Source organism: Massilia sp. TWR1-2-2, from assembly GCF_049897565.1.
Taxonomy (GTDB): domain Bacteria; phylum Pseudomonadota; class Gammaproteobacteria; order Burkholderiales; family Burkholderiaceae_D; genus JAFCUW01.
Window position 1 is genome coordinate 1 of sequence record NZ_JAFCWM010000011.1, and the last position, 23,789, is coordinate 23,789.

General features: G+C 65.0%; 26 protein-coding genes and 1 pseudogene. 17 read left to right on the plus strand and 10 right to left on the minus strand.

Annotated elements, in window-relative coordinates; all coding sequences use genetic code 11:
- The first annotated feature begins 473 nt into the window (after nucleotides 1-473).
- The 4 genes from ACP7DD_RS11955 (at nucleotide 474) to ACP7DD_RS11970 (ending at nucleotide 1,739) form a co-directional block, all read left to right on the plus strand.
- A complete protein-coding gene (locus ACP7DD_RS11955; protein WP_426175031.1) occupies nucleotides 474-779 on the plus strand; it encodes an Arm DNA-binding domain-containing protein in 306 nt (101 codons plus the stop codon).
- Nucleotides 736-960: a phage integrase central domain-containing protein gene (locus ACP7DD_RS11960; RefSeq protein ID WP_426175032.1), complete on the plus strand. Its 225-nt coding sequence runs from the start codon at nucleotides 736-738 to the stop codon at nucleotides 958-960. The genes ACP7DD_RS11955 and ACP7DD_RS11960 overlap by 44 nt, the downstream gene beginning before the upstream one ends.
- 118 nt (nucleotides 961-1,078) lie before the next feature.
- Nucleotides 1,079-1,291 (plus strand): hypothetical protein, encoded by a 213-nt coding sequence (locus ACP7DD_RS11965; protein WP_426175033.1) that lies wholly within the window; start codon nucleotides 1,079-1,081, stop codon nucleotides 1,289-1,291.
- A gap of 7 nt (nucleotides 1,292-1,298) precedes the next feature.
- The gene (locus ACP7DD_RS11970) at nucleotides 1,299-1,739 is read left to right on the plus strand and encodes an STY0301 family protein (RefSeq protein WP_426175034.1); all 441 of its coding nucleotides are present in this window, start codon (nucleotides 1,299-1,301) and stop codon (nucleotides 1,737-1,739) included.
- Between the two features lie 310 nt (nucleotides 1,740-2,049).
- On the opposite strand, the gene ACP7DD_RS11975 is transcribed toward ACP7DD_RS11970, so the two are convergent.
- The 6 genes from ACP7DD_RS11975 to ACP7DD_RS12000 all read right to left on the minus strand — a co-directional run bounded on the left by ACP7DD_RS11975 (nucleotide 2,050) and on the right by ACP7DD_RS12000 (nucleotide 9,732).
- The gene (locus ACP7DD_RS11975; protein WP_426175035.1) at nucleotides 2,050-2,802 is read right to left on the minus strand and encodes a substrate-binding periplasmic protein; all 753 of its coding nucleotides are present in this window, start codon (nucleotides 2,800-2,802) and stop codon (nucleotides 2,050-2,052) included.
- A 101-nt stretch (nucleotides 2,803-2,903) separates the two neighbouring features.
- Complete coding sequence (locus ACP7DD_RS11980; RefSeq protein ID WP_426175036.1) at nucleotides 2,904-4,028, minus strand: glycosyltransferase family 4 protein; 1,125 nt, start codon at nucleotides 4,026-4,028, stop codon at nucleotides 2,904-2,906.
- A gap of 34 nt (nucleotides 4,029-4,062) precedes the next feature.
- Nucleotides 4,063-5,163, minus strand: coding sequence for a glycosyltransferase family 4 protein (locus ACP7DD_RS11985; RefSeq protein ID WP_426175037.1), 1,101 nt, complete (start codon nucleotides 5,161-5,163; stop codon nucleotides 4,063-4,065).
- Between the two features lie 29 nt (nucleotides 5,164-5,192).
- Nucleotides 5,193-6,134, minus strand: a complete 942-nt coding sequence (locus ACP7DD_RS11990) for a GDP-mannose 4,6-dehydratase (protein WP_426175038.1) — start codon at nucleotides 6,132-6,134, stop codon at nucleotides 5,193-5,195.
- Nucleotide 6,135: 1 nt separating this feature from the next.
- On the minus strand, nucleotides 6,136-7,179 hold the full coding sequence (gene gmd, locus ACP7DD_RS11995; protein ID WP_426175039.1) for a GDP-mannose 4,6-dehydratase: 1,044 nt from the start codon (nucleotides 7,177-7,179) through the stop codon (nucleotides 6,136-6,138).
- A gap of 240 nt (nucleotides 7,180-7,419) precedes the next feature.
- Nucleotides 7,420-9,732: an NADP-dependent malic enzyme gene (locus ACP7DD_RS12000; protein WP_426175040.1), complete on the minus strand. Its 2,313-nt coding sequence runs from the start codon at nucleotides 9,730-9,732 to the stop codon at nucleotides 7,420-7,422.
- Between the two features lie 202 nt (nucleotides 9,733-9,934).
- Here ACP7DD_RS12000 and ACP7DD_RS12005 point away from each other — a divergent pair, with 202 nt between their 5' ends.
- The 9 genes from ACP7DD_RS12005 to ACP7DD_RS12045 are packed head-to-tail and all read left to right on the plus strand — an operon-like array spanning nucleotide 9,935 to nucleotide 16,435.
- Nucleotides 9,935-10,417 (plus strand): rubrerythrin family protein, encoded by a 483-nt coding sequence (locus tag ACP7DD_RS12005; protein WP_426175041.1) that lies wholly within the window; start codon nucleotides 9,935-9,937, stop codon nucleotides 10,415-10,417.
- Nucleotides 10,418-10,461: 44 nt separating this feature from the next.
- A complete protein-coding gene (locus tag ACP7DD_RS12010) occupies nucleotides 10,462-10,626 on the plus strand; it encodes a rubredoxin (RefSeq protein ID WP_426175042.1) in 165 nt (54 codons plus the stop codon).
- Between the two features lies 1 nt (nucleotide 10,627).
- Nucleotides 10,628-11,800 carry an NAD(P)/FAD-dependent oxidoreductase gene (locus ACP7DD_RS12015; RefSeq protein ID WP_426175043.1) on the plus strand — a complete coding sequence of 391 codons (1,173 nt, stop codon included), beginning with the start codon at nucleotides 10,628-10,630 and terminating at the stop codon, nucleotides 11,798-11,800.
- Between the two features lie 28 nt (nucleotides 11,801-11,828).
- Nucleotides 11,829-12,797: a thiamine-phosphate kinase gene (gene thiL, locus ACP7DD_RS12020; RefSeq protein ID WP_426175044.1), complete on the plus strand. Its 969-nt coding sequence runs from the start codon at nucleotides 11,829-11,831 to the stop codon at nucleotides 12,795-12,797.
- Nucleotides 12,798-12,810: 13 nt separating this feature from the next.
- Nucleotides 12,811-13,293 carry a CinA family protein gene (locus tag ACP7DD_RS12025; RefSeq protein WP_426175045.1) on the plus strand — a complete coding sequence of 161 codons (483 nt, stop codon included), beginning with the start codon at nucleotides 12,811-12,813 and terminating at the stop codon, nucleotides 13,291-13,293.
- Between the two features lies 1 nt (nucleotide 13,294).
- A complete protein-coding gene (locus ACP7DD_RS12030) occupies nucleotides 13,295-14,164 on the plus strand; it encodes a metallophosphoesterase family protein (protein ID WP_426175215.1) in 870 nt (289 codons plus the stop codon).
- Nucleotides 14,165-14,194: 30 nt separating this feature from the next.
- Nucleotides 14,195-14,923, plus strand: coding sequence for a hypothetical protein (locus ACP7DD_RS12035; RefSeq protein WP_426175046.1), 729 nt, complete (start codon nucleotides 14,195-14,197; stop codon nucleotides 14,921-14,923).
- A gap of 6 nt (nucleotides 14,924-14,929) precedes the next feature.
- Nucleotides 14,930-15,412: a hypothetical protein gene (locus tag ACP7DD_RS12040; protein WP_426175047.1), complete on the plus strand. Its 483-nt coding sequence runs from the start codon at nucleotides 14,930-14,932 to the stop codon at nucleotides 15,410-15,412.
- Nucleotides 15,413-15,436: 24 nt separating this feature from the next.
- Complete coding sequence (locus tag ACP7DD_RS12045) at nucleotides 15,437-16,435, plus strand: cation diffusion facilitator family transporter (RefSeq protein WP_426175048.1); 999 nt, start codon at nucleotides 15,437-15,439, stop codon at nucleotides 16,433-16,435.
- On the opposite strand, the gene cysK is transcribed toward ACP7DD_RS12045, so the two are convergent.
- The 3 genes from cysK to tcdA all read right to left on the minus strand — a co-directional run bounded on the left by cysK (nucleotide 16,432) and on the right by tcdA (nucleotide 18,821).
- Entirely contained in the window at nucleotides 16,432-17,364 is a 933-nt protein-coding gene (cysK, locus tag ACP7DD_RS12050; RefSeq protein ID WP_426175049.1) for a cysteine synthase A, read from the minus strand. The genes ACP7DD_RS12045 and cysK overlap by 4 nt on opposite strands.
- Before the next feature lie 63 nt (nucleotides 17,365-17,427).
- The gene (locus ACP7DD_RS12055) at nucleotides 17,428-17,886 is read right to left on the minus strand and encodes an FKBP-type peptidyl-prolyl cis-trans isomerase (protein ID WP_426175050.1); all 459 of its coding nucleotides are present in this window, start codon (nucleotides 17,884-17,886) and stop codon (nucleotides 17,428-17,430) included.
- Nucleotides 17,887-17,996: 110 nt separating this feature from the next.
- On the minus strand, nucleotides 17,997-18,821 hold the full coding sequence (tcdA, locus tag ACP7DD_RS12060; protein WP_426175051.1) for a tRNA cyclic N6-threonylcarbamoyladenosine(37) synthase TcdA: 825 nt from the start codon (nucleotides 18,819-18,821) through the stop codon (nucleotides 17,997-17,999).
- 76 nt (nucleotides 18,822-18,897) lie between these two features.
- Between tcdA and pdxH the strand changes: the two genes are divergently transcribed.
- On the plus strand, nucleotides 18,898-20,094 hold the full coding sequence (gene pdxH, locus ACP7DD_RS12065; RefSeq protein ID WP_426175052.1) for a pyridoxamine 5'-phosphate oxidase: 1,197 nt from the start codon (nucleotides 18,898-18,900) through the stop codon (nucleotides 20,092-20,094).
- Nucleotides 20,095-20,162: 68 nt separating this feature from the next.
- A pseudogene (locus tag ACP7DD_RS12070) lies at nucleotides 20,163-21,398 on the plus strand (class I SAM-dependent methyltransferase).
- On the opposite strand, the gene msrA reads toward ACP7DD_RS12070, so the two are convergent.
- A complete protein-coding gene (gene msrA / locus ACP7DD_RS12075) occupies nucleotides 21,386-21,919 on the minus strand; it encodes a peptide-methionine (S)-S-oxide reductase MsrA (RefSeq protein ID WP_426175053.1) in 534 nt (177 codons plus the stop codon). The pseudogene ACP7DD_RS12070 and the gene msrA overlap by 13 nt on opposite strands.
- 132 nt (nucleotides 21,920-22,051) lie before the next feature.
- Here msrA and ACP7DD_RS12080 point away from each other — a divergent pair, with 132 nt between their 5' ends.
- Both ACP7DD_RS12080 and ACP7DD_RS12085 read left to right on the plus strand, forming a co-directional pair.
- Nucleotides 22,052-22,564: a flavin reductase family protein gene (locus tag ACP7DD_RS12080; RefSeq protein WP_426175054.1), complete on the plus strand. Its 513-nt coding sequence runs from the start codon at nucleotides 22,052-22,054 to the stop codon at nucleotides 22,562-22,564.
- 25 nt (nucleotides 22,565-22,589) lie between these two features.
- Nucleotides 22,590-23,786: an acyl-CoA dehydrogenase gene (locus tag ACP7DD_RS12085; protein WP_426175055.1), complete on the plus strand. Its 1,197-nt coding sequence runs from the start codon at nucleotides 22,590-22,592 to the stop codon at nucleotides 23,784-23,786.
- Nucleotides 23,787-23,789: the final 3 nt, after the last annotated feature.

A 23,789-nucleotide genomic window follows, 5' to 3' on the forward strand; every position in this document is an offset into this window, starting at 1 on the left:
CATGGCGTGCTGGGTGACGTCGGTCTTGCGCATAGTTTCGAAGGGGAAAGTTGTTCTCATTACACAACGTATACCCCCGCCGTCCCGTTGACAGGGCGGCGGGATTTTTCAACAGCCTGTTAGGCACCAACAACAAAAAATAAATTTATCATGCCCTTATCGCCTGAAATACCCAGGCGCGATGGCTAAAGCAAAAATCGAAGACGGAATATCTCTTGCATCCATGAGTGCATCCAAGACATGTCCAAGAACAATGAAAACCTAGTATTCATGCGGGTTTCAAGCCATTTCACGGTTCCGGCTCCCGCACCACCACTCAGCAGCAAGTGGTCTCAAGTCGTCGCAAAATCCCCCTCCTCCCCTATGACAAACGGCCGTTTTGATGGCTCAGGTTGTCTCAGCAAAAATCAATGCAGCGCGCACGTATACCGTCAATGCAAATTGGAAAATACCGTACCGGCAGGGGGAATGGGATGGCACTTACCGACACCTTCATCCGCAACGCCAAGACCACCAAGCCAGCAGGCCAAAAGCACGCCGACGGCGGCGGCCTCCACCTTCTGGTGACGACGGCCGGCAAGTATTGGCGCATGGATTACAGGTTCCTGGGCAAGCTAAAAACGCTCGCGCTGCGCCGAAGCGCGCCGCCTGCTCTTCAACGATATCGATCCGTCGCAGGCACGGCGCGAGGAAAAGCAGGACCAGATCTTCGCGGCGTCGCAGACCTTCGAACTGGTGGCGCGCCTGTGGCTGCAGAGGACTGCCGCCAACCGGGCTGAGACGACACGCGTGCAGGTAACGGGCTGGCTCGAAAAAGACGTCTTCCCCTACGTCGGCAAAGCCGCCATGTCGACGCTCAAGCCGCGCGACATCCTCGTCTGCGTCCAGCGCATGGCAACTCGCGCGCCGGTTGAAGGCAAGCAAGCGCGGACACCAGGTATCCGCAGCAAGTCACCCTAAGCAAAGCACAACAGGGTGCAGTTCACCCGCTCAGGTATTCCCTCGCTGTCGGCTTTACTTGATTTCTTGCAACGAGCTCGATCGGCCGCTTGAGCAACATGCGTAAGTGCTGGAGTACTTGGCCATTTCCAATCAGACGTTAGCTACAACCGAGGACGAACCTATACCCTATGTGTATGCCGATGGACGCACGCTCGACGGACAACCTGATCGACTTCTTGTCGGCGGTGACCGGCTTCTTCGCGACATTCGTCAACGGCCGCTGGCGTGTGCCGACGGCAGCTTCGAAACACCGTCCGACAACGCTGCCGCGTTCTCGGTAATCGAATGAGCCGCGCATGAGAAAAACTTATCGTTTGGGTGTCCTGATCGCTGCCGGAGTCATGGTCATCTCCCCCGCCTCGGCGGCGGCAGCGCCGCAAATCGCCTGTCCGGCGGAGATTGCGTCCGTCGAAATTGCAGTCACCGCACCCCCCAGCTGGAAAGCGCATGTGCAGTACCCGCTGCAGCTGGCGTCTGCCGGCATATCCGTGGGTCCCCCCGAGGCGCTCGCGATCCTGCGTGGCGAGAGCGTGAACAAGAAGGGCCAGTTGCCGTCCACCCGCTACCGGTTCGGCGACATCGAAGCCGAACACGGAAAATGGCTCAACTGCGGGTACGGGGAGGACTGTGCCGTCTTACTGTCGAAACGCCTCGACCCCAGCATCAGGGAGTGCACGGTCCGCTACCTGAAACAGCAGACACCTGGAAAGCAGACCATTCAGATTGTCTGCAAATAGTCCACACAGGTCGTGGTAACGCTGGCGGGGACGAGCGTGCCGTATGGCGGGCGTCGGCAGCTTCCAACCACCCCGCCCTTCCCCATCGATGTTCCCGGCCTGTCCGCCGTTACGCCCAAACAGCTCGACAATCACCCAAAATCGCACCACGACGCCCGTTGGGCCGATTATTCGATTCCGGCTCCGGCACCACGCACGACGAACACGACGCACCACGGACATATCCTCTTGCATATCAACGGCTTATGTCTTTTTTATGCGGGCCAGTGCGCGCAATATACGCCCTTCGATCCTGTGGCGTCTGTTTTCGCTATTGAACGCCAGCGCCGCCGCGCGGCCATTTTTCGTACTTCTCGTCGAATCGCTTGGCGGTGCCGTCGCGCACCATCGCTTCCATCGCCGCGTTCATCTTGTCGATCTGAGCGGCGGGCACGGCGCGGTTGCAGGCCAGGTACACCTCGACCCGGTTAAACGACAGCACCGGCACGATCGTCGATTGCCAGCCATTTCTGACGAGCACTGCCGAGCCGCGCTTGAAGCTTGCCGCCCACAGGTCGATCCGGTTGAGCATCAGCTTGCGCGGGTTAACCATGTCGTGCGGCGCCGAATCGACCTGGAAGCCGCGCGCGCGCAGGTAGTCCTCGCGCGCGTCGCCGTGGTAGGTGCCAATGCGCAACTTGCGCGCGTCTTCCAGCGTCTCGAGCTTGTAGTCGCGGTCGGCGCGCCCGAGCAGTACCCAGTCGGCGTAGTCGGTCGGTCCGACCCATTGAAACAGGTGCTCGCGGTCGGGGGTGCGGGTAGTCGAGAACAGGCAGGCGTCGTCGTATTGCTGGGTGAACGTGTAGGCGCGCCGCCAGGGCAGCAGCTCGATCGTGTAGCTGGTGCCCGTGCGGGCCATGATTTCGCGCACTTTTTCGGTGCCGCTGCCGATGACCCGGTCGCCTTCTTTCATGCTGGTCGGCGGCGACGCTTCGGTGTAGATCCGCAGGTGAGCCGGTTCAGCCAGGGTGAGGGCCGAAGGCGCCAGCAATAGAACCGCAACAACCGCTTGAGTGGACTTCATACGACAACCTCTTGGTGCCGCCGGCCAATATTGCCGGGCTACCTAGTCAGCATAACATTGATGACCGCTGACGCGACATCCATTGAAACAACGGTGGCCAGCTAGGCGCCGGCGCGGCGCGCCACCAGCTCCTGGTACAGCGCGAGGTAACTCGACGCCATCCGTTCGGCGGTAAACAACCGCTGGTAGCGTTCCTCGGCGCGCTTGCCCATCGCCTGCGCCAGCGCCGGGTTGTGCCACAAGGTGCGCATCGCCGCGCCGAACGCCTGCGGGTCGCTCGGCGGCACTACCAGCCCGGTTTCGTCGTGGATGTTGATGTACGAGGTGCCGGTGCCGATTTCGCTGGAAATCATCGGCTTGCCGTACATCGCCCCTTCCAGCAGGGAAATGCCGAACGCTTCCGAGCGCAGGTGCGACGGGAAGGCGACCGCATAGCACAAGGTCAGCAGGGCAACCTTGTCTGCATCGTCGAGCTTGCCGACGAACATGACGTGCTTCAGGCCGAGCCGCGCCGCGTGCGCCTTGAGCTCTTCCTCGATCGGGCCGGCGCCGACGATGACGACCGGATAGTCGCTGTTGGCAACGGCGTCGAGCAGGATGTGCAGGCCCTTGTAATAGCGCAGCACGCCGACGAACAGGAAGAATTTCTCGCCGACGGCGGCGCGCCACTTGCCAAGTCGCGCCGGCTCGGCCGGCGGGTAGATGCTCTTGTCGAGGCCGTACGTGATGGTGCGGGTCTTGTCGCGGTAGCGGTCCAGCACCGCCGACGACGCCAGGTAATTGGGCGACGTGGCCACGATGGTGTCGACGCTGCGCAGGAACTTGTGCTTGAGCGGCTGGTACAGGCGCAGCAGCGCCTTCTGGCGCACGATGTCGGAGTGGTAGGTCACCAGGGTCGGCTTGTCGACGCCGGCGACGAAATGGGCCAGGTCCATGAACGGCCACGGGAAGTGGTAATGCACCACGTCGCATTCGGCGGCGCGGCGGCGCAGTTCGCCGAAGGCGGCAAACGAAATGCCGTTCGAGGCAATGTTCAGGTCGAGCGGCACCCGGCGCACCGTGTGGCCTTCGAATTCGAACGGGCGCAAATCCTTGCTGCGCGTGAGCGTCAGCACTTCGTTGCGCACGCCGAGGCGGCCAGTGCCGACGCACAACTGGCGGATCACCTGCTCGACGCCGCCCATGGTGTCGGGAAAATAGTCTTTGTAAAAATGGAGGACGCGCATAAATCTCAGTTCAAACAATACAAAGACAAAGGACTCAGCGGCTTAACACCGCATGGTACACGGCTGCAGTCTGGCGCGCCGTTTCGCGCCAGGTCAGCTCGGCGGCGCGGCGCCGGCCGGCGTCGATGCAGCGTTCGCGCAGCGCGTCGTCGCGCAGCAGCGCCAGCATCGCCGCGCCGATCGCGCCGGCGTCGAGCGGATCGACCTCGAGCGCGGCGCCCTGGCTCACTTCGGGCAGCGACGTCGTGTTCGACGCCACCACCGGCACGCCGGCAGCGAACGCCTCGACGACGGGAATGCCGAACCCTTCGTACAGCGAAGGAAAGACGAACACGCCGGCGCCGGCGTACACATGGCGCAGCGCCGCGCCGTCGGTGAGCGCGTCGAGCCAGACGACATGCTCGCCGCGCTGGCGCGCCGCCACCAGTTCGCTCACCAGCTGTTCGCAGCGCCAGCCGGCGGCGCCGACGATGACGAGCTGGCGTTCGGCGCGCACCGCGGCCGGCAGTTGCAGGTACGCTTGCAGCAGGCGGCCGATGTTCTTGCGTGGCTGCAGCGTGCCGACGAACAGGAAATAGCCGGGACGCAAACCGTTGGCCTGCAGCGTGGCAGATACCGCCGCCTCGTCGGGCGCCTGCAGCCAGTCGTCGTCGACGCCGCACGGCACCACGGTCACGCGCTGCGGGTCGATGCCGAAGCACGACACCAGTTCATCGATGGCGAAGTGCGACAGCGCGATCACATGGTCGGCCTTGCGCGTGGCCTTTTGCTGCAGCCAGTTCTTGACGCCGCGCAGGCGCGTGCTGCACCACTCGGGATGGCTGACCGGCAGCGCGTCGTGCAAGGTCGCCACCAGCGGGCAGTCCATCCGCACGATGCGGTAATCGGTGACATGGAAGATATCGGCCGGCATGTGGACGCGGTGCACGCCAGGGGTGGCCAGGTCGCGCAGCGAAGCCGCTTCGAACGACTGCGGCATCGGCCGGCCGACGCTGATGGCGGCGGCGCCGGCGCCAACCGGCGGATACGAATAGCCGGCGACGTCGCAGCCGGCGCCGGGCAGGTGGCGCAGCAAGGCGTCGGTGTAGACGCCGATACCGTCGAGCCGACCGCCGGTCAGCCCGGGTTCGATCATGGTCGTCCCGAGGCCGACGCGCAGCCGGTTCACTGCTGGTACATCCAGCGCAGCGTTTCGACCAGCGGAATCGGTTCGAGGGCGCCGACCACGCTGGTCAGCTTGTCGTTGTTGCCGGCCAGGCTCAGCACGTCGTTCGAGCGCACAAAGGCCGGATTGACTTCGACGTCGATGCGGTAGCCGGCAAGGCCGGCGACGGTGTCGATGACGGTGCCGAGCGAATACGACTGGCCCGAGCAGATATTGAAAACCTGCCCGCTCGGCGCTGCCGCCAGCAACCGGCGGTAGGCGGTGGCGACGGTGCGCACGTCGGAAAAATCGCGCGCGATGGCCAGGTTGCCCAGTTCGATCTTGCGTTCGCCGCGGCGGAAATGGCTGACGATTTTCGGCAACAGGAAGTTTTCCGCCTGGCCGCGCCCGCTGTAATTGAACGGGCGCGCGATGATGATCGGCAGCCGGTCCATCCACAGCCGGGCCATGTATTCCATCGCCAGCTTCGATACCGCGTAGTCGTTGGCCGGCGCCGGCGGCACGTTCTCGTCGATCAGCTTGACGTCGGCGTTGCCGTAGATATTGGCCGACGACGCCAGCAGCACAGCCGAACTCTGGTGACGCGCGGCGGCCAGCGCCTCGAGCAGGTTGCGGGTGCCGGCGACGTTGACCCGGTACATCAGTTCGGCGTCGCAGTGCGCCACGAAAGCGATCGCCGCCAGGTGCACGACAACGTCCGGCTGCACCCGCTCGACCATCGCGGCCACCGCCTTGCGGTCGCACAGGTCGACTTCGACGATGTCGGGACCGGTCTGTTCGCCCGGCAGCACCGTGCCGAAGACGCGGTAGCCGGCCGCGGTCAGCTCGGCGGCGACGTAATAGCCGGTGAAACCGCGCAGGCCGGTGATCAAGGCGCGCTTGCCCTCGCCTTCGCCTTGCTGCACGTGGGCCGGGTAGGCGTCGGTGGCCAGGCGGTTCATGTCAGAACGATACGCCGAGTTTGTTGCGGCGCAGGTCAGCCTCGACCATCATCGCGCACAGCTGCTCGAGCGTGGTGGTCGGCGTCCAGCCCAGCACCCGCTGCGCCTTCGACGCGTCGCCGATCAGCAGCTCGACTTCGGCCGGGCGGTAGAATTTCGGGCTGATGCGCACCAGCAGCTTGCCGCTGCGGCTGCAGTGGCCGGTTTCCTGCTCGCCGGCGCCACTCCATTCGACGCCGACGCCGGCCGCCTTGAAGGCCATCGTGACGAAGTCGCGCACCGTTTCGGTGCGATTGGTCGCGAGGATGAAGGTGTCGGGCTCATCGGCCTGGAGGATGCGCCACATGCCTTCGACGTAATCCTTGGCGTAGCCCCAGTCGCGCTTGGCGTCGAGGTTGCCCAGTTCGAGCACGTCGAGCTTGCCCAGTTCGATCTTGGCGACCGAGTCGGTGATCTTGCGGGTGACGAACTCGCGCCCGCGCAGCGGCGACTCGTGGTTGAACAGGATGCCGCTCGCGCCGAAGATGTTGTACGACTCGCGGTAGTTGACCGTCATCCAGTGGGCGTACAGTTTTGCCACGCCATACGGGCTGCGCGGATAGAACGGGGTGTCTTCGACCTGCGGAATGGCCTGCACCTTGCCGAACATTTCGGACGTCGACGCCTGGTAAAAGCGCGCCGACGGCTTGACGATGCGGATCGCCTCGAGCAGGTTGACGGCGCCCAGGCCCGTGATCGACGCGGTGGCCACCGGTTGCTCGAACGAGACGCCGACGAAACTCTGGGCGGCCAGGTTGTAGACCTCGTCCGGATCGGACGATTCGATCAGCCGGATGCCCGACGACAAGTCGGTCAGGTCGTATTCCACCAAGGACAGATTCGGATGGTTCTCAACGCCAAGTTCTTCCATCCGCCAAAAATTGACGGAACTGGAACGGCGATAGGTACCGGTAACGGCATAGCCTTTATCGAGCAACAGTTGTGCGAGGTAGGCGCCATCCTGGCCGGTGATACCGGTAACGAGGGCCTTTTTTCTTGTTTGCATGTTCATAATGTATTCGGAGGAGACGGTCTGCGCAAAAATCACACGGGATTTTCAGGCAAAAGCAATTGTAACAGAGACACCAGTCCCAACCAGTTGCAATAAGGAAACTGGCGCCTTATGCATAAGGTGCGTGATTATCGCTTGAAAGCTCAACTGCGAGGCGCGGCATTACTTTGTTTTACTATTTATTACAAAGCAATGACGGAACTTACATGTTCCGCCATTGTCGTCGTAATATTGTCAGCGTTGCGAGACGGCGTCCACCACGCACAACGCAGTCATGTTAACAATCCGGCGCACCGTGGCCGACGGCGTCAGGATATGCACCGGTTTGGCGCAGCCGAGCAGCACGGGGCCGATCGCGATGCCGCTGCCGGCCGCCGTTTTCAGCAGGTTGTAGGCAATGTTGGCGGCGTCGATGTTCGGCATCACCAGCAGGTTGGCATCGCCCTTGAGCGTCGAGTTCGGCATGTTCTTGTCGCGCAGCGCCGAGTCGAGCGCGGCATCGCCGTGCATTTCGCCGTCGACTTCCAGCGCCGGCGCGCGCTGCTGGATCAGCGCCAGCGCCGCGCGCATCTTGCGCGCCGACTCGGTGTTGGCCGAGCCGAAGTTCGAGTGCGACAGCAGCGCCGCGCGCGGCAGGATGCCGAAGCGGTTCATCTCCTCGGCCGCCATCAGCGTGATCTCGGCGATCTGCTCGGCATCGGGATTTTCGTTGACGTGGGTGTCGACGATGGCCAGCTGGCGCTCCGGCAGAATCAGAATGTTCATCGCCGCGTAGACGTTGGCGCCGGCGCGCTTGCCGAGCACCTGGTCGATGTAGTGCAGGTGCAGCCAGGTGGTGCCGAAGGTGCCGCAGATCATGCCGTCGGCGTGCCCCTTGTGGATCATCATCGCACCGATCAGGCTGTGGCGGCGGCGCATTTCCAGCTTGGCCCAGTCTTGCGTCACGCCCTTGCGCACTGCCATCTGGTAATACGTCTGCCAGTAGTCGCGATAGCGCTCTTCGTGGTCCGGATTGATGATGTCGAAATGCTCGCCGACCTTCAGGCGCAGGCCGAACTTCTGGATGCGCTGCGCGAGCACGGCCGGACGGCCGATCAGGATCGGGCGCGCCAGGTTTTCGTCGACCACCACCTGCACCGCGCGCAGCACGCGCTCTTCTTCGCCTTCGGCGTAGACGATGCGCTTGAGCTCGATAGGGGTGCTCTTGGCGGTCTGGAACAGCGGCTTCATGAACGTGCCGCTGCGGTAGACGAACTGCTGCAGGCTCTGCGCGTAGGCTTGCAGGTCGGCGATCGGCCGCGTGGCGACGCCCGATTCAGCCGCCGCGCGGGCCACCGCCGGCGCGATGTGGGTCAGCAGGCGCGGATCGAACGGCATCGGAATCAGGTATTCCGGCCCGAACGACAGGTTGTTGATGCCGTAGGTGGAGGCGACGATGTCGGACTGCTCGGCGTGCGCCAGGTCGGCGATCGCATACACGACGGCAATTTCCATCTCGCGCGTGATGGTCGTGGCGCCGCAGTCGAGCGCGCCGCGGAAGATGTACGGGAAGCACAGCACGTTGTTGACCTGGTTCGGGTAGTCCGACCGGCCGGTCGCCATGACGGCGTCGTCGCGCACGGCCTTGACTTCTTCCGGCAGGATTTCCGGCGTCGGATTGGCCAGCGCCAGGATCAGCGGCCTGGCCGCCATCTGGCGCACCATGTCCGGCTTGAGCACGCGGCCGGCCGACAGGCCGAGGAAGATGTCGGCGCCGGCGATGACTTCAGCGAGCGTGCGCGCCGACGTCTGCTGGGCGAAGCGCGCCTTGTCCGGATCCATCAGCTCGGTGCGGCCCGTGTAGACCACGCCGGCCAGGTCGGTGACGGTGATGTTTTCGATCGGAAAGCCGAGGTCGACCAGCAGCTCGAGGCAGGCCAGCGCCGCCGCGCCGGCGCCCGACACCACCAGCTTGCATTGCTTCAGGTCCTTGCCGCAGACCTTGACGCCGTTGATGATGGCGGCGCAGACGATGATCGCGGTGCCGTGCTGGTCGTCGTGGAAGACCGGGATGTTCATCCGCTCGCGCAGCTGGCGCTCGATGTAGAAACACTCGGGCGCCTTGATGTCCTCGAGATTGATGCCGCCGAAGGTCGGCTCGAGCGACGCGATGATGTCGACCAGCTTGTCCGGATCGTTTTCGTTGATCTCGATGTCGAAAACGTCGATGCCGGCAAATTTCTTGAACAGCACGCCCTTGCCTTCCATCACCGGCTTCGACGCCAGCGGGCCGATATTGCCCAGGCCGAGCACGGCGGTGCCGTTGGTGATGACCGCGACCAGGTTGCCGCGCGCGGTATACTTATAGGCGTTCGCGGGGTCGGCGACGATTTCTTCGCACGGCGCCGCTACCCCCGGCGTGTAGGCCAGCGCGAGGTCGCGCTGGTTGAGCAGTTGCTTGGTCGGCGCGATGCTGATCTTTCCCGGCCGTGGCGTCTCGTGGTACTCGAGTGCGGCAATCCGAAGTTGTTGACGCAATTCTTCTTTTTTCTCAGATGACGAATCCATGCTTGCTGCCTTCCTGTTGGTACGCGGGGAATGACGATTTTATCAGAATGACTCTTTCAGCAAGCTATCGCTTATTTTTATATCACCGGAATGATAAAAACTATCGATGCGATGGAAACGATCAATTTCACGCAAGATCAGTTTAAGGCTATCATTGTTTGCATACCGATTGAATTCACTAATGATCACCGAGGAGAGCCGCATGTCCACCCAGCCAAAATCCGTCACCATCGAAAACCTCGAAGCCGCCTTTGCCGGCGAATCGATGGCGCACATTAAGTACCGCTACTTCGCCAAGCTGGCGCGCGCCGCCGGCGCGATCGAAGTCGCTGAAGCGTTCGAGGCCACCGCCGACCAGGAAGTTCAGCATGCCTTTGGCCACCTCGACTTGCTGTACCCCAAGGACAAGATGACGCCGGCGCGTTCGCTGGAAATTGCCATCGAGGGCGAAACGTACGAGTACACCGAGATGTACCCGAAATTCCGCCACCTGGCGATCGAAGAAGGCAACAGCGCCGCCGTGGCCGAATACGACGAGCAGATCGAGGAGTCGAAAGTGCACGCCGCGCAATTCAAGCGCACGCTCGAAATTGCCGCCAAGCGCTTCGCCGCGCTGGCCAATGTCGAAGAGCGCCACGCGAACCATTACAAGGCCGCCCTCGACAAGCTCAACGCAGCAGCCTGAACCAGCGACTACAATTCGATCAATTACACCGACAAGGACCACCCATGAAAACTTACCAGTGCATCGTTTGCGGCTTCATTTATGACGAAAGCGTCGGCATGCCGGCCGAAGGCATTGCCGCCGGCACCCGCTGGGCCGACATCCCGGAAGACTGGGCCTGCCCGGATTGCGGCGTGGCCAAGTCCGACTTCGAGATGGTGGAACTGTAAGATGACCGCGCCGCTTCCTGTTGTGATCGTCGGCGCCGGCATGGCCGGCTATGCCGTCGCGCGCGAGTTCCGCAAGCTCGACAAGGATACCGCGCTGCTGATCGTCGCCGGCGACAGCGGCGGCTCCTACGCCAAGCCGATGCTGTCGAACGCCTTCGCCCTCGGCAAGGCGGCCGCGCAGCTGCTGTCGCACAGCGCCGAACAGATGGCCGTCACGCTGGACGCCCGCATTCTCGCGCGCACCGCCGTCACCGCGATCGACAGTGCGGCGGCCGTGATCGAGACGGCGCAAGGCGAGCGCATCGGCTACCGCCAGCTGGTGCTGGCGCTCGGCGCGCAGCCGATCCGGCTGGCAATCGACGGCGACGCTGCCGCCGACATCCTCTCAGTCAACCACCTGGACGACTACGCCCAGATGCGCGAGCGGCTGGCGGCGCTGGGCCGGCCGGCGCGGGTGGCCATCCTCGGCGCCGGCCTGATCGGCTGCGAGTTTGCCGACGACCTCGTTGCCGGCGGCCACCAGGTCACGCTGATCGACCCTAACGCGCGTCCGCTGGCGTTGCTGGCGGCGCCGGCGTTGTCGGCGGCGCTGGCGCAGGCGTGGGCGGCGCTGCCGATCACGCTCAAGCTGGGCACCACCGCCACCAGCGTGCGGCGCGGCGTCGATGGCCTGGTCGTCAGCCTGGCCGATGGCGCCAGTGTCGACGCCGACCTGGTGCTGTCGGCAGTGGGATTGCGCCCGTCCATAGCGCTGGCGCAGGCGGCCGGACTGGCGACGGCGCGCGGCATCGCCATCGACCGTTTTGGCGCCACCAGCGCGCCCGGCGTCTATGCGCTCGGCGACTGCGCCGAGTACAGCACCGCCAGTGGCGGCGCGGTGATGCCGTACATTGCGCCGCTGCTGGCGGCGGCGCGCGCGATCGGCGCCACGCTGGCCGGCACGCCGACGCCGATCGACCTGAAGGCCGACGCGGTGCTGGTCAAGACGCCTAGCTTGAAGCTGGCACTGGCGCCGCCGCCGCACGGCAGCCGCGGCGAGTGGATCAGCGCGCTGGACGGCGAGCGCACGATCGCCCGCTTCGTCGACGAGCAGGGCCTGGTGCGCGGCTTCGGCCTGTCGCTGCACACGCCGGCGCTGCGCCAGTCGCTGCTGGCCGAACTAGTGCCAAACTAGGGGTCGGCGGTGCAAGGTACAATTGCCCATGCTCTCCGAATTCGACCTGATCAAGCAGTACTTCACGCGCGCGCGGCCGTCGCGCGCCACCCTCGGCATCGGCGACGACTGTGCGCTGCTGACGCCCAGCGCCGGCGCCCAGATGGCAATTTCGTCCGACATGCTGGTCGAGGGGCGCCACTTTTTCGCCGGCGCCGACGCCCGCATGCTGGGCCACAAATGCCTGGCGGTGAACCTGTCGGACCTGGCGGCAATGGGCGCCAGGCCGGTGGCCTTCACCCTGGCGCTGGCGCTGCCTGAAGCCAATCCTGCGTGGCTGGACGGCTTCTCGCGCGGGCTGTTCGCGCTGGCCGACGCCTTCGACTGCGAACTGATCGGCGGCGATACCACCAGGGGCCCGCTGACCATCTGCATTACCATCTTCGGCGAACTGTCGCCCGGACAGGCCCTGCGGCGCGACGCCGCCAGAGTGGGCGACGACGTCTGGATTTCCGGCACGCTGGGCGACGCCCGGCTGGCGCTGGCCGGCTACCGCGGCGAATGCGCGCTCGACGCGGCCAGCTTGCAGCTTGCCGGCGCGCGCATGCACGCGCCGACGCCGCGCGTGGCGCTCGGCCGCGCTCTGGCCAGCGGCGCGCTGGCGCACGCCGCGCTCGACATCTCGGACGGACTGGTGGGCGACCTCGGACACATGCTGGCCGCATCGAACGTCGGCGCCACGCTGGAGGCCGACGCGCTGCCGGCCGGGCCGGTGCTGGCCGGCCAGGACCGCGCGCTGCGGCGCCGCTTCACCGCCGCCGGCGGCGACGACTACGAACTGTGCTTCACCGCGGCGCCCGAACGGCGCGCCGCAATTGCAGCGGCGGCGGCCCGATGCGGCACCGCCGTCACCCGCGTTGGCGTCATCGACGCCGGCGAGGGCCTGCGCTTCGTCGATGCCGGCGGCGCTCCACTGAACCTGCAGCTGGCCGGCTTCGACCATTTCGCCAGCGACTAAGATAGGACACGCCGTGACCCCCGACATCATCGACCTTGCCGCGCGCGTCGGCCGGGCCCTGCAGGCGAAGCGGCTGACAATGTGCACGGCCGAATCGTGCACCGGCGGCGGCGTGGCGCAGGCGATCACGGAAGTGGCCGGCTCGAGCGCCTGGTTCGACCGCGGCTTCGTCACTTACTCGAACGTTGCCAAGGAACAGATGCTGGGCGTGGCGCCGGCGCTGCTGGCGCAACACGGCGCCGTCAGCGAGGAAGTGGCGGCGGCGATGGCCAGCGGCGCACTGGCCAACAGCGGCGTGCAGGTGGCGCTGTCGACCACCGGCATCGCCGGCCCCGGCGGCGCGGTGCCCGGCAAGCCGGTCGGCACCGTGTGTTTCGGCTGGGCCATCGGTTCAATCGTGCGCACCGAACGCCTGCTGTTTGGTGGCGACCGCGGCGCGGTGCGCGAGCAGACCGTGGTGCATTCGCTGCAGCGCTTGCTTGAGTTGCTTGAATAAGGTGCGCGCCCTCGCCGCGTGCTGGCTGCTGCTGCCGGCCGCCTTTGCGGCCGAGCCCGCGTCGAGCGTCACCGTCTACGCCGCCGGCGATATCGCCCGTTGCGACGAGGGCGATCCGGCGCGCTCGGGTGCGGCCGCCACTGCCGACCTGATCGTCAGCGGCCTGGTCGCCGATCCGCATGCCGCCGTGCTGATGCTGGGCGACGCCACCTATCCGGTCGGCACGCCGGCCGAATTTACCGACTGCTACGGGCCGACCTGGGGCCGCTTCAAGAGCCGCACCTGGCCCGCGCCCGGCAACCACGAATACGCCACCAAGGGCGCGGCCGGCTATTTCGGCTACTTCGGCGCCGCCGCCGGGCGTGGCTACTACAGCTTTCAGCTCGGCCACTGGCGCCTGTATTCGCTCAACAGCAACCTCGGCAAGACCGAACACGCGGTCCAGCTGGCTTGGCTGCGCGCCGAACTGGCGCGCCGGCCGTCGCGCTGCACGCTCGCGTACTGGCACCACCCGCTGTATAGTTCCGGGATGCATGGCAGTTTTGCGCGCATGAAGGACGCCTGGCAGGCGCTGTACGAGGCCGGCGCCGAACTTGTGTTGGCTGGGCATGACCACACCTACGAGCGCTTCGCGCCGCAGGACGCCGATGGCAGGCGCAAGGACGCGAGCGGCATCCGCCAGTTCGTCGTCGGGACCGGCGGCGCGTTTGCCACGCCGCTGAAGTGGCCGCTCCCCAACAGCCAGGCGAGCGACGCCAACCGCTACGGCGCGCTGAAGCTGGTATTGTCCGCCGACAGCTACGCGTGGGAATTCCTGGACGCGGCGGCGGACGGGCCGCGGCTCGACCGCGGCACGGCGCGCTGCCACTGAAGCAAACAGATTTATTAATTGGAGCATTCGATGCAAAACACGGTTCACTTCATCCTGCAGGGCAAGGGCGGCATCGGCAAGACGCTGGTGTCGACAATCCTCGCGCAGTGGCTTGCCGGCCAGGACGAGCTGCCGCTGCGCTGCTACGACACCGACCAGGAAAACGCCACCTTTTCGCGCTACAAGGCGATGAACGTGAAACACGTGCCGGTAATGACCGACACCCGCAACATCGACCCGAAGCGCTTCGACGCGCTGATGATCGACCTGCTCGAAACGGAAGGCAACTGCGTCGTCGACAACGGCGCCAACACCTTTTCGCCGCTGATGGGCTACCTGCTGGAGAACGACTGCTTTGCCATGCTGCAGGAATCGGGCCGCAAGGTCTACATCCACACCATCGTCGGCGGCGGCGACACGTTGCACGACACGGCGATGGGCTTCGTGTCGACCGCCAAGTCGACCAACGTGCCGCTGGTGCTGTGGGAAAACGAGCACTTCGGCCTGCTGCAATCGGCCAGCGGCAAGATCTTCACCGAGTCGCATACCTACGAAGACAACGCCGCGCGCGTCGTCGGGCGCGTGGTGCTGTCACAGCGCAATGCCGATACCTTTGGCGCCGACATCAAGAAGATGAACATCGCCCGCATGACGGTCGAGGAAGTGCGTGCCAGCGACAAGTTCAACGTGATGGAAAAGCAGCGCATCAAGGTCGTGTTCCGCGACCTGTTCGAGCAGCTCGACAAGATCACCTGGTAAGCGGCCATGGACCAGCAAAAATTGCGCACCCTGGTGTTTGAAAAGACCGGCGTCAAGATCGATGTCGACGATCCGGTGTTCGCGCTGGTGGCGCTGAACGAGGCGGTGCTGGCCGAAGCGGTCGAGCGTCACGTGGCGCTGCTCGACGACGCCACCGCCGAACTGGCCGCGCGGCTGCGCGACAGCGGCATCGGCGTATCATCGGCATCATCGACAAGACCGGCGGCGCCGGCGGCAGCGACCGTCAGCGCCGAAAAGCGCACGATGGCGATCGCCGGCGCAGCCGCCTTGCTGGGCGCCGTGCTGGTGCTGCTGGGCCAGGCGATCTTCTTCCGGCCGGCGCCGGCAACCGCGCCGATCGTGCAGGCGAAGGAACTGAGCGAAGAACAGGCGAGCGCACTGCGCACGGGCGAAAAGCTGGCGAAGATTGTCCAGAAGCTCGACGCCAAGACGCGCGACAAGATCCAGGCCGAACTGCAAAAGCCCTGACGTACTGAACGGAATTAAGCACGCATGAGCAACAACCACGATCACGACCACGACCATCACGACCACGGCCACGCCGCCAAGAGCGCGCCGAAGCACGATCACGACCACGATCATGGCGGCCACGGCCACCACCACCAGATCGATCCGCACGGCAACCAGCGCGCGTTCGCGCTGGCCATCAGCCTGAACATCGTGTTCGTCGCCGTCGAATTCACCTACGGCTTCATCGCCCACTCGACCGCGCTGATGGCCGATGCCGGCCACAACCTGTCCGACGTGCTCGGCCTGGCGCTGGCGTGGGGCGCGGCGATCCTGGCCAAGCGCGCGCCGAACCGCAACTTCACCTACGGCCTGCGCAGTTCGTCGATCCTGGCCGCGCTCGGCAACTCGCTGCTATTGATGATGGCGTGCGGCGCGATCGGCTGGGAAGCCGTGCAGCGCTTCAGCGCGCCGGCGCCGGTGGCCGGCTGGACGGTGACGATCGTCGCGCTGGTCGGGGTGGTGATCAATGGCATCTCGGCCTGGCTGTTCATGGCCGGCAGCAAGCACGACCTGAACATCCGCGCCGCCTACCAGCACATGGCGGCCGATGCCGCCATCTCGCTCGGCGTGGCGGTGGCCGGCGTGGCCATCATGTACAGCGGCTGGAGCCGGATCGACCCGGCCGTCAGTATCGCCATCGTCGTGCTGATCGCGCTGTCGACCTGGTCGCTGCTGCGCGAATCGCTGCGCATGGTACTGGCCGGCGTGCCGGCCAATGTCGACCCGCACAAGGTGAGAGAATTCTTGCAGCAGCGGCCGGGCGTGTCGGAAACGCACGACTTGCACATCTGGGCGATGAGCACCACGGAAACGGCGCTAACGGCGCACCTGGTGATGCCGGACGGCTATCCGGGTGACCAGCACATCGACGATATCGTCGCGTACCTGAAGGCGGAGTTCAAGATTCACCACTGCACCTTGCAGATCGAACAGGGAACCACCACCCACGGTTGCTCCCTGCACGGGCAGGCGGCGCACTAGCCGGCCAGGTTGGCGTACAGTGCCGTGCTGAGGTAGCGCTCGCCGAACGACGGGATGATCGTGACGATCAGCTTGCCGGCGTTTTCCGGCCGGCGCGCCACTTCGATTGCCGCCCACAAGGCCGCGCCGGAGGAAATCCCCACCAGCAAGCCCTCGTCGCGCGCCGCCGCCCGCGCGGTGGCGAAGGCGTCGTCGTTCTTGACGGTGACGATCTCGTCGTAGATTTTCGTGTTGAGCACGTCGGGGATGAAGCCGGCGCCGATGCCCTGGATCGGGTGCGGCCCCTTGGTGCCCTTGCTTAAGATCGGCGACGCTTCCGGCTCCACGCCGATGACCTGGAAGCCCGGCTTGCGCGCCTTCAACACTTCGCCCACGCCGGTGATGGTGCCGCCGGTGCCGATGCCGGCCACCAGGATGTCGGCGGCGCCATCGGTGTCGCGCCAGATCTCCTCGGCGGTGGTGCGGCGGTGCACTTCCGGATTGGCCGGATTGTTAAATTGCTGCGGCATCAACCAGCCCGGGTTGGCCTGCACCAGTTCCTCGGCCTTGCGGATGGCGCCAAGCATGCCTTCGGCACCGGCCGTGAGGACCAGCTCGGCGCCGTAGGCGCGCAGCAAGGTGCGCCGCTCGGTGCTCATGGTGTCGGGCATGACGAGCATGCATTTGTAGCCGCGTGCGGCGCACACCATCGCCAGCGCGATGCCGGTGTTGCCGCTGGTTGGCTCGACGATGACGGTGTCGGGACCGATCCGTCCGGCGGCCTCGGCCGCTTCGACCATCGCCAGGCCGATGCGGTCCTTGACGCTGTGCGCCGGATTGTAAAATTCCAGCTTGGCGACGATCTCGGCGCCGGCGCCCTCGGCCAGGCGCCGGATCCGTACCAGCGGGGTATTGCCGATCAACTCAGTGACATCGTTTGCAATTCTCATGCTGTGCCTCCCGCTGGTTGGTGTCGAGCTTACTTTGGTGTCGCGCTTACTTTGGTGTCGAGCTTACTTGACGTCGAGCAGTTCCACATCGAAAATCAAATCGGAATCGGCCGGGATGGACCCGCCGCCGGCGCCCTTCTTGCCGTACGCCAGTTCGCTCGGGATGATCAGCGTGCGCTTGCCGCCCACCTTCATGCCGGCCACGCCCTGGTCCCAGCCCTTGATGACGCGGCCGGCGCCGAGCTGGAACACCAGCGGCTCGCGGCCGGCGTCGAGCGACGAGTCGAACTTGCGGCCGCGCTGCTTCGGCGCCAGCGGCTTGTAGAACCAGCCGGTGTAGTTGACCACCACGTTGGCGCCGACCATGGCTTCCTTGCCGGTGCCGACGACGTTGTCGATCTTGACCAGTGGATTGGTTTCGACGGCGACCGCTGGCGCGGCGGGGGCGGATTGGCCGGCGGCGTGCGACATCGAGGCTGCGGCTGCGCACAGCATGGCGAGGATGAGGGAGCGACGAATCATGGTGATTTCTTTCTTCATTTAGGGAAGGTCAAACTGGGTAGTTCTGCAACCTTATCATAGCAAGGCCGTGATTGGCTGCCCAGCCCCGCTCTGGACGACGATGTCACATGTTATTCGGCGAGCTTGGTCAGCAGGTGCGCAGCGGCCACCATGCCGAAGCTGGCGGTGACCACCACACTCGAGCCGAAGCCGGCGCAGTTGATGCCGGTCACGCCGCGCTGGTCGGCGTCGAGCGAACAGTTCGCCTCGTCGGCCGGAAAGCGCAGCGGCTCCATCGAGAACACGGCGTCGACGTTGAACTTGTTTTTCTCGCCGCGCGGAAAGCCATGGTTGGTGCGCATCAGCTTGCGCACCTTCTTGAGCAAGGGCTCCTGCTCGGTCTTCGACAAGTCGCGCACCGCGATCCGGGTCGGATCGGTCTGGCCACCGGCGCCGCCGATGGTGATCACCGGCATGTTGTGGGCGCGGCACCAGGCCAGCAGCGCCGCCTTCGACTTGGCGCTGTCGATGGCGTCGACGACGTAGTCGTAACGGCCGGCGCCGATCATCTGCTCGATATTGTCGGGCGTGATGAAGTCTTCCACCAGGGTCACCTTGCAGTACGGATTGATCTGGGCGATGCGCTCGGCCAGCGCGTCGATCTTGGCCTGGCCGATCGTGTCCGACAGCGCCTGGATCTGGCGGTTGATGTTCGATTCGGCCACGTTGTCGAGATCGATCAGGGTCAGCGCGCCGATCGCGCTGCGCGCCAGCGCCTCGACGATCCATGAGCCGACGCCGCCAACGCCGATCACGCAGACGTGCGCCGCCTGAAAGCGTTCCAGCGCAGGCTGACCATACAGCCGCGCGATGCCGCCGAAACGGCGCGCGAAGTCGATGTCGTGCGCGACTTGTCCGGCCACGTCCGGGACTGCAGAAGTGTTGAGGGATTTCATCAGTGCATTTTAACGGACGTTGCCGCGTGGACTGCTCTAAAATGTTCCTTAGTCAACGAAAAACCCATGAAAGACCATGAACATGAACGCCCTGCCAGATACCGCGCCCGGATTCGACCAGCCGGTCGCCGTTCTCAAACACTGCCACGACCGCATCCGCAAGCAACTGGCGACCTTGCAAAAGCTGCTCGATCACCTGCCCCGGCACGGCGCCGACGAGCAGGCGCGCGACGCCGCCCGCGCCGTGATGAAGTATTTCGACCAGGCCGCGCCGCTGCACCACGCCGACGAGGAAGAGAACCTGGTGCCGATGCTGCAGGCGGTGGCGCAGGGTGAGGACGCGGCCACGCTGGCGATGCTGGTGCCGAGCATCCTGCAGGACCACGACGCCATGGATGCGATGTGGCAAACCCTGCACGAGGAGCTGGCCCTGATCGCCGCCGGCAGCGCCGCGACCCTGTCGACGCCGGTGGTGCTGGCCTTTGCCGAGCGCTACCTCGGCCACATGGAGCGCGAAGAAGTCCACATCGCGCCGATGGCCAAGCGGCTCTTCAGCCCCGCGCAGATGGCGCAACTGGGCGCGGCGATGCAGGCACGGCGCGGGATTGCGCCGGCGCCGGTCCCGGAAGCGTCGGGCGAGGCGGTCGCCGCGCTGCGCAAGGATTATGGCCAGGCAACCTTGAACGAGGCCGATGTCGCGGCCGACCCGATCGACCAGTTCACCGCCTGGTTCGACCAGGCGCTGGCGGCCGAAGTGCACGAACCGAACGCAATGAGCGTGTCGACCGTCGGCGCCGGCGGCCAGCCGAGCTCACGCATCGTGCTGATCAAGCAGTTCGACCGCCGCGGCTTTACCTGGTACACCAACTACGACAGCCAGAAGGGCCAGGAACTGGCCGCCAATCCACACGCCGCAATCCTCTTCTTCTGGAGCGAACTTGAACGCCAGATTCGCATCCAAGGAAGAGTAGAATGCACTTCGGCGGAAGAAAGCGACAAGTATTTCCACAGCCGGCCATTGAAAAGCCGGCTGTCGGCGATCGCATCGGTACAAAGCGCGCCGATCGACAACCGCGCGGCGCTGGAGGAGAACTACGAAGCGGTGGCGCGCCAGTATGGCGAGGCGCCACCGCGGCCTGACAATTGGGGCGGCTTCCGACTGGTGCCGGAACGAATCGAATTCTGGCAGGGCCGGCGTTCGCGTTTTCATGACCGCATTGTGTACACGCTGCAGCCGGATGGCAGCTGGGCGCGGCAACGATTGCAGCCGTAGGCCGCCGTCGGCGGCGCGCTGGCCGCCTGTCGCGCCGACCATCTGGCGCGGAACGTGGGAGGTGAAGCATGTTCAACCAGATTCGACTGAGCCACTGGAACGAAGCGATGCGCCGCCAGCTCGCCCTGCCCTTGCGCATCGTGTTGTGGAACGGCCAGCAACTCGACTTTTCGCAGGAGGTACCGCGCGTGACGATCCGGGTGCCGCGCCCGTCGGCGCTGCGCTACCTGCTGTCGCCGTCGCTGTATAACCTCGGCAGCGCGTACGTCGAGGGGGCGATCGAAGTGAGCGGACGGGCCAACGACATGATCGCCGTCGTCAACGCGCTGGCGCGCACCGGAATGCAGGACCGGCGCGGCCTCGCCGCCCGCATCATGGGGCTGCTCGGAAGCCGCCACACGCGCAAGCAGGATGCCGCGGCCATCCAGTACCACTACGACGTGTCCAACGACTTCTACCGCGCCTGGCTCGATCCGTCGATGGTGTATTCGTGCGCCTACTTCGAAACCGGCGCCGAAGACCTGGCCACGGCGTAGCTCAAAAAAATCGACCATATCCTCGCCAAGATCGACCTGCGGCCCGGCCAGACGCTGCTCGACATCGGCTGCGGCTGGGGCGCGCTCGTCATCCGCGCCGCCGAGCGCTTCGGCGCCCGCTGCGTCGGCATCACGCTGTCCGAAAACCAGGCGCTGCTGGCGCGCGAGCACGTCGAGCGCGCGGGCCTGTCGCACCTGGTCGAAATCCGGCTGCAGGATTACCGCGACGTCGCCGGCCACTTCGACCGCATCACCAGCGTCGGCATGTTCGAGCATGTCGGCGTGGCCCAGCTGACCGCATACTTCAGGCGCATCAACGAATTGCTGGCGCCAAACGGCGTGGCGATGAACCACGGCCTGACCAGCACCGACCTGCATCACCGCGGCACGCCCTACGGCGGCGGCCGCTTCATCCACCGCTACGTGTTTCCGCACGGCGAACTGGCGCACCTGGGCACGGTGATCCGCAGCATGCAGGAAGGCGGTCTGGAGGTGCGCGACGTGGAAAACCTGCGCCGCCACTACGCGCGCACCTGCGCCCTCTGGACCGAAAATTTCGAGGCCAATGCCGAGCGGATCCGCCAGCTGACCGACCCGAAGCGCTTTCGCATCTGGCACGTGTACCTGGCCGGCTGCACCTATGCGTTCGAGCATGACTGGATCAGCGTCTACCAGGTGGTGTGCGGCAAGGCCGGCCAGGATCCGGTGGCCATTCCCTGGTCGCGCCGCTACATGTACCGCGCCGGCGGGACGGCTCACTTCAGGTGATTGGCAAACGTCTTCCTGAATTTGCTCACTTTGGGCGCCACCACGAAGGCGCAGTATCCCTGCAGCGGATGCTGGCGAAAGTAGTCCTGGTGATACGCTTCGGCCTTGTACCAGGTCGCCGCGGGCGTCACTTCGGTGACGATCGGCGCGTCCCAGACGTTGGCCATCTCGGCCACTACCTGGCGCGCCACCGCTTCCTGCTGCGGCGACGTGAAGAAAATGGCCGAGCGATACTGGGTGCCGACGTCATTGCCCTGGCGGTTCGGCGTGGTCGGATCGTGGATGGTGAAGAACATTTCGAGGATGTCGCGGTAGCTGATCTGCGCGGGGTCGAATTCGAGCCGCACCACTTCGGCGTGGCCGGTGACGCCGGCGCACACCTGCTCGTAGGTCGGAACGGCTTCGTGCCCGCCCATGTAGCCCGATTCGACGCGGGTGACGCCGCGCACCTCGAGATACACCGCCTCCAGGCACCAGAAACACCCGCCGCCGAAAATTGCCACTTCCGGTTGGTTTGTCATCGCACACCCCAGACATAAGCTTTTTCACACGGTTAACTGTAACGCAAAGCGCGCAGCAGCGCAGCCTGCGCTTGCGCGAATAACATCTCGGCCGGCAAATTTGGCATAATGGCTTAAATACACAGGGTACCAATGAACACAAGCTCCCCCCGCGACGCCTCGCGCGAAGTCGATCCGGCGCAGTTTCGCCTGGCATTGTCGCAATTTGCCACCGGCGTCACGGTCATCACGACGCGGCTGGCCGACGGCAGCTTCCGCGGCCTGACTGCCAGTTCCTTCAATTCCGTGTCGCTCAATCCGCCGCTGGTGTTGTGGAGCCTGGGCGAAGGCGCCAACAGCATGCCGGTTTTCAGCGGCAACTCGCACTACGTCATCAACGTGCTCGCCGCCGGCCAGGCCGAGCTGGCCGAGCGTTTTTCGCGGCGCAGCGCCAATCCGTTCGCCGATACCGACTACGAGCTCTCGCGCACCGGGCAGCCGATCCTGAAAGGGGTCGCCGCGTGGTTCGAGTGCCACAATCGCAGCCGCTACCCGGAAGGTGACCACGTCATTTTCGTCGGCGAAGTCGAAGAGTGCGCCGTGCATCCGCAGCCGGCGCTGATTTTCCATCACGGCCGCTTCGGCAGCACGCAAGCGCTAGCCTAAGCCGCCCACCCAGACCAAGACTCCCATGAACCGACCAGAAGCAATCCCCAAAGCCCAGTTTCATTGGGATGACCCGCTGTTGCTCAACAACCAGCTCAGCGACGACGAGCGGATGGTGCGCGACGCCGCCCATGCGTACAGCCAGGACAAGCTGCGCCCGCGCGTGCTCGAGGCGTTTCGCCACGAACGGATGGACACGTCGATCTTCCGCGAGATGGGCGAACTGGGCCTGCTGGGGCCGACCATCCCGACCGAATACGGCGGTTCTGGGCTGAACTACGTTTGCTATGGCCTGATCGCCCGCGAAGTCGAGCGGGTCGACTCCGGCTACCGCTCGATGATGAGCGTGCAGTCGTCGCTGGTGATGGTGCCGATATTCGAATTCGGCACCGAGGCGCAGCGCCAGAAATACCTGCCGAAGCTGGCCTCCGGCGAATGGATCGGCTGCTTCGGCCTGACCGAACCGAATCACGGTTCCGATCCCGGCTCGATGATCACCCGCGCCAAGAAAGTAGCGGGCGGCTATGCGCTCTCCGGCGCCAAGATGTGGATCACCAATTCGCCGGTGGCCGACGTGTTTGTCGTCTGGGCCAAGGACGATGAAGGCGCGATCCGCGGCTTCGTGCTGGAAAAAGGCGCCGCCGGCCTGTCGGCGCCGGCGATCCACGGCAAGTTCGGCCTGCGCGCTTCCGTCACCGGCGAGATCGTGATGGACAACGTGTTCTGCCCGGACGAAAACGCCTTCCCCGACGTGCGCGGCCTGAAGGGCCCCTTCACGTGCCTCAATTCAGCCCGTTACGGTATCGCCTGGGGCGCGCTGGGCGCGGCGGAGGACTGCTGGCACATTGCCCGCCAGTACACGATGGACCGTCAACAGTTTGGCCGGCCGCTGGCGGCCAACCAGCTGGTGCAAAAAAAGCTGGCCGACATGCAGACTGAAATCACGCTCGGCCTGCAAGGTTGCCTGCAGCTGGGGCGCATGAAAGACGCCGGCACCGCCGCCGTCGAGATCACGTCGATGATGAAGCGCAACTCGTGCGGCAAGTCGCTCGACATCGCCCGCGTCGCCCGCGACATGTTGGGCGGCAACGGCATCTCCGACGAATTCGGCGTGATCCGCCACATGGTCAACCTCGAGGTGGTCAACACTTACGAAGGCACGCACGACATCCACGCGCTGATTCTGGGGCGCGCGCAGACGGGCATCCAGGCGTTCTCTTAAGAC

Bases quoted from the DNA above. Each gene is read 5' to 3' on its own strand.
- ACP7DD_RS11955 (WP_426175031.1), top strand. From the start codon at position 474: ATGGCACTTACCGACACCTTCATCCGCAACGCCAAGACCACCAAGCCA.
- ACP7DD_RS11970 (WP_426175034.1), top strand. From the start codon at position 1,299: ATGAGAAAAACTTATCGTTTGGGTGTCCTGATCGCTGCCGGAGTCATG.
- ACP7DD_RS11975 (WP_426175035.1), bottom strand. From the start codon at position 2,802: ATGAAGTCCACTCAAGCGGTTGTTGCGGTTCTATTGCTGGCGCCTTCG.
- ACP7DD_RS11980 (WP_426175036.1), bottom strand. From the start codon at position 4,028: ATGCGCGTCCTCCATTTTTACAAAGACTATTTTCCCGACACCATGGGC.
- ACP7DD_RS11985 (WP_426175037.1), bottom strand. From the start codon at position 5,163: ATGATCGAACCCGGGCTGACCGGCGGTCGGCTCGACGGTATCGGCGTC.
- ACP7DD_RS11990 (WP_426175038.1), bottom strand. From the start codon at position 6,134: ATGAACCGCCTGGCCACCGACGCCTACCCGGCCCACGTGCAGCAAGGC.
- gmd (WP_426175039.1), bottom strand. From the start codon at position 7,179: ATGCAAACAAGAAAAAAGGCCCTCGTTACCGGTATCACCGGCCAGGAT.
- ACP7DD_RS12000 (WP_426175040.1), bottom strand. From the start codon at position 9,732: ATGGATTCGTCATCTGAGAAAAAAGAAGAATTGCGTCAACAACTTCGG.
- ACP7DD_RS12005 (WP_426175041.1), top strand. From the start codon at position 9,935: ATGTCCACCCAGCCAAAATCCGTCACCATCGAAAACCTCGAAGCCGCC.
- ACP7DD_RS12010 (WP_426175042.1), top strand. From the start codon at position 10,462: ATGAAAACTTACCAGTGCATCGTTTGCGGCTTCATTTATGACGAAAGC.
- ACP7DD_RS12015 (WP_426175043.1), top strand. From the start codon at position 10,628: ATGACCGCGCCGCTTCCTGTTGTGATCGTCGGCGCCGGCATGGCCGGC.
- thiL (WP_426175044.1), top strand. From the start codon at position 11,829: ATGCTCTCCGAATTCGACCTGATCAAGCAGTACTTCACGCGCGCGCGG.
- ACP7DD_RS12035 (WP_426175046.1), top strand. From the start codon at position 14,195: ATGCAAAACACGGTTCACTTCATCCTGCAGGGCAAGGGCGGCATCGGC.
- ACP7DD_RS12040 (WP_426175047.1), top strand. From the start codon at position 14,930: ATGGACCAGCAAAAATTGCGCACCCTGGTGTTTGAAAAGACCGGCGTC.
- ACP7DD_RS12045 (WP_426175048.1), top strand. From the start codon at position 15,437: ATGAGCAACAACCACGATCACGACCACGACCATCACGACCACGGCCAC.
- cysK (WP_426175049.1), bottom strand. From the start codon at position 17,364: ATGAGAATTGCAAACGATGTCACTGAGTTGATCGGCAATACCCCGCTG.
- ACP7DD_RS12055 (WP_426175050.1), bottom strand. From the start codon at position 17,886: ATGATTCGTCGCTCCCTCATCCTCGCCATGCTGTGCGCAGCCGCAGCC.
- tcdA (WP_426175051.1), bottom strand. From the start codon at position 18,821: ATGAAATCCCTCAACACTTCTGCAGTCCCGGACGTGGCCGGACAAGTC.
- pdxH (WP_426175052.1), top strand. From the start codon at position 18,898: ATGAACATGAACGCCCTGCCAGATACCGCGCCCGGATTCGACCAGCCG.
- msrA (WP_426175053.1), bottom strand. From the start codon at position 21,919: ATGACAAACCAACCGGAAGTGGCAATTTTCGGCGGCGGGTGTTTCTGG.
- ACP7DD_RS12080 (WP_426175054.1), top strand. From the start codon at position 22,052: ATGAACACAAGCTCCCCCCGCGACGCCTCGCGCGAAGTCGATCCGGCG.
- ACP7DD_RS12085 (WP_426175055.1), top strand. From the start codon at position 22,590: ATGAACCGACCAGAAGCAATCCCCAAAGCCCAGTTTCATTGGGATGAC.